At 63.4% G+C, this 14,534-nt stretch carries 7 protein-coding genes and 4 pseudogenes; 6 read left to right on the plus strand and 5 right to left on the minus strand.

Features of this window, described 5'->3' with window-relative positions; all coding sequences use genetic code 11:
• Positions 1-85: 85 nt before the first annotated feature.
• Positions 86-1,351 carry an MEDS domain-containing protein gene (locus ACCD06_RS19240; RefSeq protein WP_413342664.1) on the plus strand — a complete coding sequence of 422 codons (1,266 nt, stop codon included), beginning with the start codon at positions 86-88 and terminating at the stop codon, positions 1,349-1,351.
• Positions 1,352-1,613: 262 nt separating this feature from the next.
• Positions 1,614-1,769: pseudogene (locus ACCD06_RS19245) on the plus strand (IS3 family transposase); the annotation flags it as partial.
• 196 nt (positions 1,770-1,965) lie between these two features.
• Here ACCD06_RS19245 and ACCD06_RS19250 read toward each other — a convergent pair.
• Complete coding sequence (locus ACCD06_RS19250; RefSeq protein WP_413342666.1) at positions 1,966-3,561, minus strand: diguanylate cyclase domain-containing protein; 1,596 nt, start codon at positions 3,559-3,561, stop codon at positions 1,966-1,968.
• Between the two features lie 693 nt (positions 3,562-4,254).
• Here ACCD06_RS19250 and ACCD06_RS19255 point away from each other — a divergent pair.
• The 3 genes and pseudogenes from ACCD06_RS19255 to ACCD06_RS19265 all read left to right on the plus strand — a co-directional run.
• Positions 4,255-5,179: pseudogene (locus ACCD06_RS19255) on the plus strand (IS5 family transposase).
• 357 nt (positions 5,180-5,536) lie between these two features.
• Positions 5,537-7,234, plus strand: coding sequence for a methyl-accepting chemotaxis protein (locus ACCD06_RS19260; protein WP_413342668.1), 1,698 nt, complete (start codon positions 5,537-5,539; stop codon positions 7,232-7,234).
• A gap of 448 nt (positions 7,235-7,682) precedes the next feature.
• A pseudogene (locus ACCD06_RS19265) lies at positions 7,683-8,410 on the plus strand (IS3 family transposase); the annotation flags it as partial.
• An 18-nt stretch (positions 8,411-8,428) separates the two neighbouring features.
• Here ACCD06_RS19265 and ACCD06_RS19270 read toward each other — a convergent pair.
• Positions 8,429-10,078 carry an IS1182 family transposase gene (locus ACCD06_RS19270; RefSeq protein WP_413342670.1) on the minus strand — a complete coding sequence of 550 codons (1,650 nt, stop codon included), beginning with the start codon at positions 10,076-10,078 and terminating at the stop codon, positions 8,429-8,431.
• Positions 10,079-10,132: 54 nt separating this feature from the next.
• Positions 10,133-10,806: pseudogene (locus tag ACCD06_RS19275) on the minus strand (IS3 family transposase); the annotation flags it as partial.
• Between the two features lie 230 nt (positions 10,807-11,036).
• On the opposite strand from ACCD06_RS19275, the gene ACCD06_RS19280 reads away from it, so the two are divergent.
• Positions 11,037-11,450 carry a hypothetical protein gene (locus tag ACCD06_RS19280; protein WP_413342672.1) on the plus strand — a complete coding sequence of 138 codons (414 nt, stop codon included), beginning with the start codon at positions 11,037-11,039 and terminating at the stop codon, positions 11,448-11,450.
• 154 nt (positions 11,451-11,604) lie between these two features.
• On the opposite strand, the gene ACCD06_RS19285 is transcribed toward ACCD06_RS19280, so the two are convergent.
• Both ACCD06_RS19285 and ACCD06_RS19290 read right to left on the minus strand, forming a co-directional pair.
• Positions 11,605-11,796: a hypothetical protein gene (locus ACCD06_RS19285; protein WP_413342674.1), complete on the minus strand. Its 192-nt coding sequence runs from the start codon at positions 11,794-11,796 to the stop codon at positions 11,605-11,607.
• Between the two features lie 129 nt (positions 11,797-11,925).
• Positions 11,926-14,412, minus strand: coding sequence for a PAS domain S-box protein (locus ACCD06_RS19290; RefSeq protein ID WP_413342676.1), 2,487 nt, complete (start codon positions 14,410-14,412; stop codon positions 11,926-11,928).
• Between the last annotated feature and the right edge of the window lie 122 nt (positions 14,413-14,534).

Raw genomic sequence — 14,534 nt, forward strand, 5'->3', positions numbered from 1 at the left:
CATTTCGGAGTAGCGTCTACGCCGCTTCCAGACGGCTCACTGCACCTCAGGGTCTCGGTCCGGATTTCAGTTGCAAGGAGAGGACATGAGCGTCGTCACGAACAGCGGGATTCCAGGTGTCGGGGCCATACCTTGGGGCACGCACTTCTGCCAGTTCTACGACACCGCGGGTGACCTTGCCGACACTCTGGTGCCCTACTTCAAAGCCGGATTGGACGGTGGCGAGCGGTGCCTGTGGATCACCTCGGAGCCGTTTACGGCGGCAGAGGCCCGTATTGCCCTGGGTGCCGTCGTGCCCGACCTGGGACATCGGGAACATGCGGGGCAGATCGAAATCGTTGATTACCAGGACTGGTACGCACGCGGCAGCGGGCTAAACACCGATACTGTCCTGAAGGGCTGGCTCGATCGGACGCACCAAGCGGTGTCACAGGGTTATGTAGGGCTGCGCATCACGGGGAATGCCTTTTGGGTGGAGCGCCACGACTGGGAGAGCTTCACGGCGTACGAAACCGAGGTCAGCGCCCGCTTCCAAGGACATCCGATTGTGGCGATGTGCAGCTACTGCTTCGACCGTTGTCATCCGGCCGGGGTGGTGGACGTGGTGCGCAGCCATCAGTTTGCCGTCGTCCGGCGTCAAGGCACCTGGGAACTGCTCGAGAGCGGCGACATGAGGCAGGCCAAGGCGGAGCTTGCCAAGCTGAATGCAGAGCTCGAATCCCGCGTGCTTGAGCAAACCGCCGCCTTACGGGAATCTGTTGCACATAAGGATGTCCTCCTGCGTGAGGTGCATCATCGCGTCAAAAACAACCTTCAGGTCATCTGCACACTGCTGGAACTCCGCGGGCACCGATTGCAGGATGTTTCGGCGCGGCAGCATTTTGAGGAGACCGCCCAGCGCGTCCGCGCGATAGGCCTAGTTCACGAAGCGCTTTATCAAACTGATAATGGAAATTGTGTCGACTTCAGCGACTACCTCGGAGTTCTCAGCACCGGGCTGCTTCAGTCCTTCGGCATGAGCGGTCAGGTCGCCGTACACGTCGGGTCAAGCGGTGGCTGCCTCGACCTGAACACGGCCATTCCGCTCGGATTGATCGCCACAGAGATAATCTCGAACGCCTTGAAGCACGCCTTTCCGAACGGACATCAGGGACGTATCGATATCGCGTTCGAGGGAAGCTGCCAGGGACTGCGGTTGGAAATCCGCGATGATGGTGTCGGCATGACAGTGGCGGCACCTTCCAGCGGCATCGCTGGGTTGGGCTTGGTCCAGGCGCTGGCCGAGCAGTTGGATGCGAACACATCGATCGGTCCCAGTGAAAAGGGCACGCTCTTCCGGTTGGAGCGATAGGTGCCTCTCTGATGGGTTCCGTCAGCTCTCGCGCCAAGCCGAGCGAGTGGGCGCGGCGCGGCCGCCTTCCGGCATGGTTTGTTAGGCGATGGCGAGCATGTCGCGCAAGGCGGCAACCCTTCGAGCATGGATCGCCCGTCGCTGGGCGGCCGGGACGTGCTGGTTGCACCGGCTCACCGACCGCCGGCGTGTCGCATGGGGGGTTCCGTTGCAAAGTTTGCCGGCGGGAGGAGATCAGGTAAAACCCGCCCGCTTACGACGGTTGAGGGTCGAATTGGTCCACCGCACTCGGTTCGAAACCCGCGACCAAGCCCGCCGGGAGGTGTTCGCCTACATCGAAACCTACTACAATCGCCAACGCGCCCACTCGGCCATCGGAGATATCAACCCCGAACAGGCCGAGCTAAAGTCTGCGTGAACCCGTGTCCACCCAACCGGGGCAAGATCAAAACGAGCTTTGACTCTCTTTATGAACAGCATCACACGACCATAGACGCAAGAAGCCTGGTTCCGTCAGCTTGGTCATTGCGGCGGTTCAGTCCATCGAGCCTCCGCCGGGGTGAGCCCGTCCCTGAACAGCCTTCCAGCGTCGCCAGAAGCCGAGATATCGGGCGTCAACGCATGCCTGCACTCCTCCTAGGCGGTTGGGCGGCGGCGGCGTCACCGTACATCACCGCACGACCGCGCCCACACCGCTTGGCACCATAGAGCGCCTGGTCGGCTTGCTGAAGCGTGCGGTCCAAGTCCGCCTCGCCGGCAGCCCACACTGCGATGCCGATGCTGCATCCGATACAGATCGGCTTGTCTTTAACGGTGAACGGCTTTGCAACGGCCTCGATGATGCGGAGCGCAACCTCCTTGGCGACCAGGTATCCCCGACCATTTGGCACGGTGAGCACAACCACGAATTCGTCACCGCCGACGCGGGCTGCCATGCCGCCATCGTCCACGCAATCAGCCAACCGGGCACCAACCTCCTCAAGAACCGCGTCGCCGACATGGTGCCCATGCTGGTCGTTCACCGGCTTGAACCCGTCAAGATCAATATAAAGCACCGCCCCTTCCGGCAGCTCGGGCTCTGCCTTCAGATGTGCCAAGTAACCTTCAAACGCGCGACGGTTGGCGAGGCCGGTTAGCCGATCCTGGTGGGCGGCGGTGTGAAGCTTGCGACCCATGGACCGCACGGCTTTGGCAACCTCTCCGATTTCGCCCATCTGTACAGCGGAGGGGGCACAGGGGTGACGGGGGTCGAAATGCTCCGACGACATCCGGGTTGCCGAGGCGTGGAGGTCCCGCAGCCCACGTAGGACGGAGACCTCCATGACGATCCACACACCGCCAACCACCAGAAGCACCACAAGCACCACCACGCCGGTGCTGAGCATCACCCGGCGATCAACCGCAGCGACGACACCCTCTTGGGCGATCCCAACGATTAGCCGGGCTCCGCTCGCCTCAAGCGAGGCGTATCCGATGAGGCGCGCGGTTCCGTCCAGCCCGGCACCGTCAATCACCCCGGCAGTGCTGGATAAGATAGCCCTGATGGTCGGGTGGTCCGCGATCGAGGCACCAATCACGCCAGCGTGGTCCGGCTGGCGGGCCAGGATTGTCCCTTGACTGTCCAGCAGCATGACAATCGCGCCGGATGCCTGGGCAGCCTCCGCGGCAAGGTTGGAGAACCAGCGTAGATCAATTCCGGCCAGCAGGATGCGGTCGATCTCACCGACATCGTCGAGCATCGGCAGCAGGGCGATCAGAACTGGCTTTCCGCTGGCCCGTCCGACGATATAGTTGCTGACTGTGAACTCTCGGCTGGCCAAGGCGCGTCGAAAATAGTCGCGATCGGCGATGCTCAACTGCCTGCCGTCGCTGTCGCAGAGCAGTTGACCATTGGGGTGAACGACTGAAAAGCCGGTCGACCAGGGGGTGACGGCGGTTGTCTGTTGCAGAAGCTTGCCACACTCCTGAGGAAGCGCCATCCGCACCTCGGGCACCAACGTGAGCATCTGTAGGACACTGTGCGCCTGCCGAAGGGTTTCGGCATGCTGGGAGGCCCCGCGCTCCGCAAGAACAACCATGTTCTGCCGGGCACGTTCGATCTCCTGGCTGCGCTCCTGCAGGACCAGAAAGAACACCAGCCCCGCCAGCGGCAGGATGGCCAAAAGAATGAACGCCTCAAGGCGAGCGCGCAAACCCACCTTGCGCCACATTTTTCGGACAGGTGCCCAACTTCGACTGATCATCGCCCCTGCCACTGTCATATACCATCAATATGGCCGGCGGGTGTGTTGCCAGCCCACCGAACTCCGATCGTATCGCGGCCAGCTGCCGCCCCGCTGGCCACCACCCTCATACTGCGAGCGCCAACGTCAACAATTGATTTAAGACAACAAGGGATTTCGGTTCTTGATCGCTCCACCATCAGCGGCTCGCTGGCGGATTTTCGACGCAGGAGTGGGAGGGGGCAGTGCCTAATTCCTCCTGGGTCATTTTCAATCCTTCGGCAAAATTTCAAAGCGGACACACAATAGTCGCAAATAGATTCTGGGAAATCCTCAGAGTATCTAGCAGTGTTTCCTCGCGGCGTTCTGGAGGTACGCATGAGCTTCGTGGTATGGGGACCAATGGAAACGGATTTCGGCTCTCTCTGGACGAGGACATTCCCAAGATCCGATCTGGCTATTCGCTATGTGGTGGAGAGCGTTCCAGAGCAACTCCAATATGCAGTTGTCGTGTCCGACAGCGCTGGTTTGATCATGACTCCTTCTGACATTCGGCAGCATTACCTGGAGCTCCTCTCCACAGATCAACCGGAACATGAGACGTTGGTGCAACAAGTTCGGCCTGGTGGCGGTCGGTAGGGCGAGCGGGTATAGAAGCGGCCCGCTGAATCCGAGACCCCGATGCCCTACAAGGCCAAGGAGCCGCGCCGACACAAGCTCCCGAAGGCCCGGTACCATGTGGAGAACTGGGCTGCCTACGTTGCGGCGCTGCGCCGGCGGGGAAACCTGACGATCTGGGTGACGCCGGAGGCGATCGCCGCGTGGACGCCGCCCGTCACAGGACGGGCTGGTCGGCCAGCGCGCTACTCCGACATCGCCATCGAGACCGGGTTGATGCTGCGCCGGCATTCGGTCGGCCATGGCGGCAGACTGAGGGTTTGCTCGGCTCGCTCATACGCCTCCTCGGCCTGGACCTCCCAGTTCCCGATCACACGACCTTCTCCGGGCGCAGCGCCAATCTGGAAGTCGCGTCAGCGCTTTCCAGGACGGACGGGCCAGTGACGGTGGTGATCGCTTCCACCAGGCTGAAGGTGTTCGGGAAAGGCGAGTGGCACCTGGAACAGCACGGCGGAACGGCGCGGCGATGCTGGCGCAAGCTGCACTTGGCCGTCGATCCCGCCACTGGCGAGATCCTCGCCTCGGCGTTGACGGGCAACGAGGAGGGAGACGCCTCGCTGGTCGGTCCGTTGCCCGACCAGGTCACGAGCCCGTCTGTCGTGCTGTCGCCGAGCGTGCGCCGGACGCCGAGGTAATCATCCCGCCGCGCGCGACCGCGGTGGTGAGCGACACCGCCGAGAGCGCGCCCACCCGGCGCGACCGCCACATTCAGACGATCAAGGAGCGTGGTTGGCTGGGCTGTCAGCGAGCCGTCCAATACGGCAGAAGAGCGTTGGCCGAGGTGGCGATGCTCCAGTACAAGGTTTTGATCGGACGCAGCCTGCGCGCCCGGAGTTTGCCTGCCCAGCAGGTCGAAGCCGCCGCCGGCTGCAAAGTCATGAACATCATGAGCAGCTTGGGCATGCCAGCCACCCGCAAGCTCGCCTGATCACCACCCAACGCGAACGGACCCCGCACTCGCGCCAATTCGTGCGCCAAAGTCAAGGAGAGGTGATCCTCTACTCCGGCCCGGCGCCACCGGACAAGGTGGCGCTAAGGCTGACAAGGCCGGTGTAAGGTCGGGGGTCTGCCTCCTTGTGTCGAACATGCAAGCTCATCCTGACAGAGAGCAGATGATGATTCAGTAATGAAATTACGTTTCCGTAATGAAATAAAACGAGGAAACCTATGGTGCTTTTCGTGACATATCACGGATAAAATCAACTATTTTTACAGGGAGATGCGCCTTACCATCACGCCCTTTGGCTGGGTAGCATAAGCGCCAGTGAGTGCTGTGGAGAGCATGATGAGAAACTGGTTCGCCAATCAGAAGCTTCTGGTGAAGATTCTTTTTCCTGTCACGCTACTGCTGGTCATAATGATGGTGACCGGCACAACCTCCATTATCCGTGTCGACGCCTTGAAGGACTTGACCCAGGATGCGCTGGGCATCGTTGCGGAACGACGCGCGCAGCTGCTGGACATCAGCCGCCATCTCAATGCCGCGACCATTGCCGAAAAGAACCTGATGCTGGAGGCCAAGGACGCCGAGAAACGCGCCTATGCCGACCTCTTCCAGACGGAGATGGCGGCGACGGAGGCCATCCTGGTCCAGCTGGGCAGCACCGCGACGACAGAGCGGAGGCGCGAGACCACGCGCGTGATGTCGGAACTCCTGGCCGCCTACCGCCAGGCGGCGGTCAAGGCGATCGAGTTCGGTCTACGCGGTCAGCAGGAGGCGGCCTTTACGATCAGCGCCGGCGAGGCCGCCCCGGCCCGCCGCAAGGCGGTAGCCTTTATCGACGAGCGCGTCGAGACCAACCGCACGGAGATGGACAAGGCAGTCGCCCAGACCCAGGCGGTTGCTATAGACACCCGGACGGCCATCCTGCTCACCTCCATCGTTGGCGTTGTCCTTGGCCTTGGTCTGACGCTGCTGGTGGTCGTAGGGCTGATCGTGCGCCCCTTGCGCAGCATCACCGGTGCCATAGAGCAGCTGGCGCAGGGCGATCTCGACACCGCCATTGCCGGTAGCGCACGGCGCGACGAAGTCGGGACGCTGGCGCGTGCCTTGAGCGTCTTCAAGACCAACGCCCTGGAGGTGCGCCGGCTGCAGGCGGCGCAGGAGGAGCAGAAGGCACGCGCCGAGGCCGAGCACAAAGCTCAGCTCAACCAGCTTGCCAGCCACTTCGAAGAGAGCGTTCACGGAATCGTCGAAACGGTGGCGGCATCGGCGGTCCAGATGCAAGGTGCTGCGAGTGCCTTGTCCACCAACGCCACCCAGGCATCGGCGCAGGCGACGGCCGTTGCCGCCGCCGCCGAACAATCCTCGGCCAACGTCCAGACCGTCGCCGCCGCGACCGAAGAGCTTGCGGCCTCCATCCTCGAGATCGGCCGGCAGGTGTCAAACCAGTCGCAAATCTCCGGTGCCGCGGTGCTGGAGGCCGAGCGGACCCAGGTTCTAATGCAGAGCCTGGTCGACACCGCCAGCCAGATCGGCGCAGTGGTCGAGCTGATCACCTCGATCGCCGGCCAGACCAACCTGCTGGCCCTGAACGCCACCATCGAGGCCGCCCGCGCCGGCGAGGCCGGCAAAGGCTTCGCTGTGGTCGCTAGCGAGGTGAAGGCGCTGGCCAACCAGACCGCGCGCGCCACCGACGAAATCCAGGCCAAGGTGCGGGACATCCAGGCGGCGACGGGGGGCGCGCAAAGCGCAATGGCCGGCATCGGCGGCACGATCGCCCGCCTGAACGAGATCGCCACGGCCATCGCTGCAGCCATCGAGGAGCAGAATGCCGCGACCGGCGAGATTTCCATCAATGTCGCCCAGGCCGCCCGCGGCACCGAACAGGTCAACACCAACATCGCTGGTGTTACCCAGGCGGCGGTGGAAACGGGTGCGGCGGCCGGGCAAGTGCTGGGCGCTGCCGCCAGTTTGGCTCAGGAAGCGGAGCGGCTGAAGAGCGAGGTGGGCACGTTCATCAAAACAGTGCGGGCCGCGTGATGGTGATAGGCAGGGTGCTGTCAACTTCGCATTCAGTTGATGGACTGACGCTTCTCTGATTGGGTTTGTCGGGTCAAGGCCAGATGGGCCTATTCTGCTCCTTGCTATTGTCGGCGAGTATGGGTGTGCGCTCATCCCTTTGTTCGACTGGTTCAGGCCATCCCTTCGTCCCGACCTGGGATCATCGGAGCGCCGCGCACAGGAACGGTCAAGGATGGCCGCAGGCTACCGCGTCAGCGATGCGGGCACCGCGTCCTTGACGGTCCTTGTGCGCGGCGCTGAACTGGCCGTCGGTCGGGTTGTACGAATGACCGTTCCCCTGGGCCACGCGCCTCTCTTCGCGGTCGGCGCGCAGGCCGCCGCATCATGGGGTCAGGAAGGCGAGGTGATCTTGCCCCGGTTCGGTGGACACCACAGCTAAGCTCCGAGTGGAGCGGGAAGGTGTCTGATGACGAAGACAAGGCGATCCTTCACGGACGAGTTCAAGCGTGAGGCCGTTGCCCTGCTGGAAGGGAGTGGCCGGCCGCTGGAGCATGTTGCGCGGGAGTTAGGCCTGCAGGCCTCGGTGCTGCGGAACTGGCGCCGGGTAGCCCAAGGCCACCCGCCGCGGTCACGGTCTGGTTCCCCTGCCGTATCCGGCACGGCCATGCCGGCCAATCCGGACGAGCAGACGGCGGAGATCGCGCGGCTGCGACGCGAGCTGGAGCGCGCCCGGCAGGAACGCGACATTTTAAAAAAGGCCATCAGCATCTTCTCGGAAGCACCGAGATGAGGTTCCGCTTCGTTGAGGACCACCGGGACGAGTTCCCGACCCGGCTTATGTGCTCGGTGCTCGGGGTGTCGGCCAGCGGTTACTACGCGTGGCGTAGGCGGCCGGAAAGCCAGCGGGCCGCCGCCAACCGACAGCTTCTGGTCGAGGTCCGACGCGTTCATGGTCGCCACCATGGCCGCTATGGCAGCCCGCGCGTGCATGCCGCCCTCCGCGCGGAGGGCGTCGCCGCCAGCCGGGGCCGGGTGGCGCGTCTGATGCGCCGGCACGGCATCCGGGGCGCAGCCGCACGCCGGTTCCGGCCCGTCACGACCGACAGCCGCCATGGCCTGCCGGTCGCTCCCGATCTGCTGGGCCAAGCCTTCCAGGTGGCCGAGCCCAACCGGGTCTGGCTTGCCGACATCACCTAGATACCGTCGGCGAATTCACGCTACCGGCGCCAAGGCGGCGAAGCGGGTTACCCGTGTCTTGGCCCGCGGTTGGCCATCCAGCCAATGCACCATCCGCGCGACGTTCATCGCCGCTGCGATACAGACATGCTGGAAGGCCGTTTTTGCCAGTCCGATGTAGCGGCATCGGCGCATTCCAAAGGCCCGCACGCCTTGCGAGAGCGTACCCTCTACGCCAGCCCGGACATGATAGCGTTCCTTCCAAACTGGATCGTCCATCCGTGCCCGTGCGACGTTGAGCGCTTCATACTCTTCACGGGGGTGGAAGAACACACTGCGGCGCGCCGCTTTCGCCGGCGTGCAGAAGGGACGAGCAGAACAGGCACCGCAATCGGAACGACTGAACACGGCATTGATGCGCGGCTTGCCCACTTCGTCACGGCCAAGGCGCCAGGTCACCGACGCTTTGCCCTGCGGACAGGTGACCTGCTCATGCTCCCAGTCAATCCGGAAGTGGGGCAGGTCATACCCTTGCCCGGTGCGGGCTTGCCAACTCGACACGCTGCGCACCGGTCCCTCCAGCGAGACGGCGTAATCGCGTCGGCTGTGCACCAGCAATTCGGTATCGATGTAAGCGCTGTCCACAAAGTGCTCAGCCGGAAGCAGCCCTTTGGCAGCCAAGCACTCGTGGATTGCCGCCGTGCTCGTCATGTCCTGCTCCATCGCGGGGCAGGTCTTCACGTGCGTGATCAGATGCGCTGTGTCGTCGTCGCAGGTTTCGGTGACATGCACCTTGTAACCTGACCACTGGGTTTGCCGCTTCATGCTGAAGTGCATCTCCGGATCGTAGGGTGACTGCAGCCGCTCGCCGACCGGCGGCAACTCCGCCCCGGCCCGCCAACGGGGGCCGCCGTCCTCATGGGCGTAATGCACCCGCCATACATGCCGCAGTCTTTGCACCATCGGGAGTTCACGGCCGGCCGGTGGCGCGGTGGGCTCATCTAAGGCATCGAGCAGGGCGAACCCATCCGCGCCGATTTCCAGGGCGAGGGCCTCGCGCTTGGCTTGGCTCTTGGGAAGGCGGCAGTCCTCGATGCGATGTGCATAGCGCTCGTACCAGACCGGCTGTGCGACTTGGCGCACCCACTCCGGCACCACCGCTGCGAGATCGTCCAACGTGGCGCGAAGGGTCTCACCGACCAACTCCAGAAGATGCAGGTCATGAACGGCGCCCAGCACGTGCGTGCTGTCGGTACGCTGCTTCCCGCGGGCTTTGATCAAACCGCGCACCTTGAAACGCTCCAGCATCATGTCGAGCAGCCGGTGTTCCGCTCCGCCGGTGACTAGGCGTGCACGGAACTCGGTGAGGACACTGAAGTGAAAGCCAGGGTCGGTCAGTTCGAGTCCCAATGCATACTTCCAATCGATGCGAGCGCGTACGGCGTCGGCGGCTTGGCGATCGCTTAGGTTCTCCAGGAATTGGAAGATCGTAATCAGGGCCAACCGCCAGGGCGCGAGACCCGGCTGGCCCCGGCTCGGATAGAAGGATTGGAAATCCTCATCGCGATACAGGGCGCTGAACTCGTCGCGCAGCCGCATGACCACTGTGCCTTTGGGAAAAGCGCCACGGGCAATACGAACGGTCTCGATAGGGACTTCGCCGATCGGAGCCGGATGCAGGCACATGGTGAGCCCTCCCCCTTACTGGATGAAGGATCAACAATTCGCCGACGGTATCTAGGTGATGTCAGCGCACCAGACCTGGTTGGGTCGGTCGATGGTCACGTCGCGCAGCAGGTACGGCCAAATCTTGTGCTCGGGGTGCCGCACCGTCGTCTTCGGACGCTGGTAAACCGCCCGCAGCCCCATCCGCGCCATCAAGCGCCGGACCCGCTTGCGGTTGACCTCATGGCCGTGCCGGCGCAAATGCCGGGTCATCTGCCGGCTGCCGTACCAGGGCGTTTCCAGGAACTGCTCGTCGATCAGCCGCATCAACTCCAGGTTCGCGGCCGGTTCGCCCTTGGCCGGCCCGTAGTAGCTGGACCGGCTGATGGAAACCAGCTCGCACTGTCGAGTGATCGACAACTGCGGATGTTCCGGCTCGATCAGCTCCCGCCTCCGGCCGACACTCATCGACCGGAGGCCTTGCGCAAAAAATCGCGCTCCACCACCAACTGGCCGATCATCGCGTGGAGCTTTTCCACCTCCCCCTGATGGCTGGTTTCGGCGGCTTCCGCCTTGCCGGAGAACACACCAGCCATCCCATCCGTCGCCTGCTTCTTCCAAGCGTTGATCAGCGTCTGATGCACGCCGTGCTTGGCCACGAGTTGCGACACCGTCAACTCGCCCCGGATCGCCTCCAGCGCCACCTTCGCCTTGAACTCCGCAGAATACCGCTTCCGTTTCCCCGTCATCGGGTCCGTCCTTCCTCGTGGCGAACCAAGCTTATCCAACTGTCCGGGAAATGGGGACCAGCTCAGCGGGTGGTCTGGGAGCATGGCGCTGTCGGTCTTCTCAATAAGCTTAACTCGCGAAACGTTGATATCCAAATGCTTAGCCCGGCAGCAATATTGTTAACTGGATACCAATAACGCAAACTGAAGCACGAGCCTGACCTCAATAAGGTTAACCGGAGCGCACGCCAATGTCGACCGACCGCTACGGAGGACGACTGCGGTTTCTGGACCAGTCGGATGCGGAAGCGGCTCAGCAGCGCGCGCGGCTTGATGCTGTGACCCGGTTGGCGGGACTGACACAGCGAACCCGCCAGGATGTCGAACGGGAGGCTGCGGCACTCGGCGTCAGCGCGGTGACCCTGTACAAGCCGCTGGGTCGGTACCTGGACAATCCAAAGCCAGAATCCGTCCTGGAATTGCGCCGAGGCTGGACCAAGGGCCGGTCCCGGCTGAACACCGCGACAACGGACATCATCTCAGCGGCCATCGACGACACCTATCTGACGCGCGAGAAGCCGCCGGTCTCCAAGCTGGTGCGGGAGATCAACGGTCGTCTGCGACGGGCCGGTCTGAAAGGGGTCATGGCAACGACGGTTGCCTGATGGGCGAGGTGCATCTGCTGCCTGGCACCACCTTCTCCGATCCCCGGCAGCGCGGTGAGTATGACGCCGAAGGCCGGGCGCGCATTACCCAGTCGGAGTTCGAGCGGTGGTTGGCGCTGCAGATCGTTGGAATCTACCATGTCAGCGAGCATTGTCACTTGCCGCCGCCCGGCGGGCGCCCCTGCCGGGCCGGTTCCAGCGTGCCCGTCGCCGCCATCCGCTGGGCAAGCCGCACGCTCGTGCTCGCGCTCACATCGAACCGACGCGCCGCCGCCCGACGCGAACCGCCTTGCTCGATCTCTCCGTAAATCCGAACCCGAAGGTCCGGCGAATAGCTGCGATCCATGATCCACCTCCAACGACGGTGAATCACGCCAGACGCCCAAGCGCAACCCTCGATTCAGATTTCACGCGCGATGCTCTAATCCCGAGGCTCCTCCCTCACGCGCACCCAGCGCGTCCGAATAAGCGAGCCTTAGCAACTCTTAGGCGTGGTAGCGCCGGCGTCCTGTGGGTCGGAACCGCGACGCGCGGCTTGGCCCATCAGGTCCATGACCGCCATACGGAGGTCTGCAGCCGCCACCGGCTTGTGGAGCAGGCGGTATCCACCTGTCTGGGCTTCGGCCAGTCGTTCCGGCGCAGTGTCTCCCGTCACGATTGCCGCCGGGATGCGCTTGCCGAGGCGAGCATGCACAGCCCCGATCACGTCCAACCCAGTCTCCGCGTCGCGCAACCGGTAATCGGCCAATAAAATGTCGGGAGGATCATCCTCGAGCAGCCGAATTGCGTCGTAGCAGGAGGCCCCGGTCAGCACCCGGTATCCCCAGGTCTCGATCATCGCCTGCATTCCGGCCCGAACCAACTCCTCGTCATCGATCACCAACACGACGCCGCTGCTTTCCTCCGGCGCAATGGCTCCGCTCTGTTCGGGGGATTTTCCGTCGACATCGAGCAGCGGCACCGTGAGAGCGAAGGTCGATCCGCGTCCGGGGATTGATCGGACCTCCACCTCATGCCCTAGCAGGCGCGCAAGCCGACGTACCACCGCAAGCCCCAGACCCAGTCCCTTGCCGCGGTCGCGCTCGGGGTTGCCGACCTGGAAGAATTCCTCGAACACCTCCTGTTGACGGTCCAGCGCGATACCGATGCCAGTGTCAGCCACCTCGATGCGCAATTGGCCGCCACGTCGACGACACCCGACGAGCACCCCGCCGCGTTCGGTGTAGCGGAGCGCGTTCTCCACCAGATTTCGCAGAATGCGCTCCAGCAGCACCGGGTCACTCTGCACCACCGCGCCACAGCCGCTTATCCGGAACCGTAATCCCAGTTCCGCCGCGCGCAGGGTGTATTCGTCAGCCAGACGCTGGATGATGGGGGCGAGAGGCATCGCCACCGGGCTGGCTGTCACCAGCCCCGCATCCAGCTTGGAGACGTCGAGCAGTCCGTCCAGCAGCATCCGCAGGCCATCCAGCGACTGCTCCATGGAATGTAGGATGCGCATCGCCGGGGTCCCGTCAACATGCCCCTGCAAAGCGCCCATGAACAGGACCAGCGATTGGACTGGCTGACGCAGGTCGTGGCTGGCCGAGGCAAGGAACTTGGACTTCGCCACATTCGCCCGTTCGGCTTCGGACTTCGCCGCGCGCAGGCTGTCCTCGAAGCGTTTTCGTTCCGTGATGTCGCGGGCGATGCCGACCACCCCGATGATATGGCCCTCGGCTGCGTGCAGGGGAGCCTTGGTGGTCAGGCAGATGCGCATTTGGCCGCTCGTGCAGTCGAGAACTTCCTCCTCCAGCACCACTGTTTCGCCGGTCTCGATCACCTGCCGGTCGAATTCCTCGATATGGGCGGCGAGTTTGGGCGGATAGAAATCCCGATCACGCGCGCCCAGAACTTGATCACGATTGGAGGCAAACAGGCGGCAGGTGGCGTCGTTGACCACCAGGAACCGCCCGTCCGCATCCTTCACGAACACCGGGTCTGTGATACCCTCGATCAAAGTTCTAAGCAGCATGTTGCTCTGCTGTAGCTTCTGCTCGATCCTCTGGCGCTGGGTGAGGTCGCGCATGATACCGGTGAAGAAGCGCTGCCTGCCATCCCACCATTCCGCGATGGCAAGTTCGAGCGGAAAGACAGTTCCGTCGCGTCGCCGACCCTCCACCTCGCGTCCGGATCCGATGATCTGGGGAACGCCGGTCCGCAGGTAGCGGCCAATATACTCCTTGTGCTGGGACCGGTCTGGCTCAGGCATCAGTTCCGACACGTTACGCCCGACCATGTCCTCGGCGGCGTAGCCGAAGATGTGCTCGGCGGCGGCATTGAAGGACTGCATCACACCCGCTTCGTCGATCACCACCATCGCGTCGACGGCGGTCTCGACCACGGCACGATACCGAGTTTCGGCCCTTTCCGTGGCGGCGCGGGCCTGCCGCTCCGCCTGCTCCGCCGTCGCCGCTGCGCGTTGCGCCGCGCGCATTTCGAACTCCTGCATGACGATGCGAGCGAACTCCGCCAGATCGCCTTGCTCCTGCTCACCGAAATCATGCCGTGGTTGATGGTCGATGACGCAAAAGGTCCCCAGCAGCAATCCCTCGGGCGTCCTCAATGGCGCCCCGGCATAGAAGCGAATAAAAGGCTCCCCGGTAACGAGGTCGTTGTCGGCGAAGCGCTCATCCGCCATCGCGTCCGGCACCACCATGGGACGGTCTTCCAGGATGGTATAGGCGCAGAAGGAAAGACGGCGAGCCGTCTGCTGGACCTGAAGACCATGACGCGCCTTGAACCATTGGCGACCTTCATCGACCAGGCTGACAAGCGCGATGGGCATGCCAAAGGCACGGGCGGCAAGCCTGGTCAGCCGGTCGAACACGGGCTCGGGCGGTGTGTCGAGGATGCAATATCCCTTCAGCCGGTCGAGGCGGGCCGGCTCATTCAGAGGCCATGGCGGCTCGGGGGAGATCACAGAGCAAGCATTCGTAAGGAGGAGCCATCATCTCTGAGCGCCGTCACCCGAGTTACGCCAGCGGTGGCCAAGGCGGCTACCGGATCTCTGCGGGTGCTGGGATGGGTGTGGCACATAACCAC

It is taken from the genome of Azospirillum sp. CT11-132, assembly GCF_047302835.1.
Lineage (GTDB): Bacteria > Pseudomonadota > Alphaproteobacteria > Azospirillales > Azospirillaceae > Azospirillum.